The sequence below is a fragment of the Schleiferilactobacillus perolens DSM 12744 genome, assembly GCF_001435585.1.
In the GTDB taxonomy this organism is placed as follows: domain Bacteria; phylum Bacillota; class Bacilli; order Lactobacillales; family Lactobacillaceae; genus Schleiferilactobacillus; species Schleiferilactobacillus perolens.
Map to the genome: position 1 here is coordinate 1 of NZ_AZEC01000075.1, position 416 is coordinate 416.

Below are 416 nucleotides of genomic sequence, written 5' to 3' on the forward strand. Positions count from 1 at the left end.
GATAATAGGGGCTGTTTTTTTGTTTAATGTTATAATAGATCTTAAAATGCTGGACTAAATTGAATGGTCAACCGTTGGTTTGTTGCTTGGGCGATCTCGGATAGTATCTTTGTTGAAGCATTCATCGAACCATTTTCAATGCGTGCAATCGTTGATTGTGGTTTACCAATCAAACTGGCAAATTCACGTTGGCTCAACCCCATATTTTCACGAAGGTCACGAACTTTCACTGCTACCTCTAAATTAATATTTTCTTGCTCAACAATTTGTGCAAATTCAGGATTTTTTTTACTACGTTCAGCAACGTATGCATCAAGTTTACTCATTGATTTTCCTCCTTATTCAAATACTGACTGCGTCTATTCCGAGCGATTTTCTTTTCATTTTCAGGTGTCTTTTGCGTTTTTTTCGTGAAA

1 protein-coding gene and 1 pseudogene are annotated in these 416 nt (G+C 36.3%); both read right to left on the reverse strand.

Going from position 1 to position 416, the window contains the following annotated elements; translation table 11 throughout:
- Positions 1-41: 41 nt before the first annotated feature.
- The gene (locus FD09_RS15680; protein WP_056988598.1) at positions 42-326 is read right to left on the reverse strand and encodes a helix-turn-helix domain-containing protein; all 285 of its coding nucleotides are present in this window, start codon (positions 324-326) and stop codon (positions 42-44) included.
- Positions 323-416 (reverse strand): annotated as a pseudogene (locus FD09_RS17055) (type II toxin-antitoxin system RelE/ParE family toxin); the annotation flags it as partial. The gene FD09_RS15680 and the pseudogene FD09_RS17055, both read right to left, overlap by 4 nt.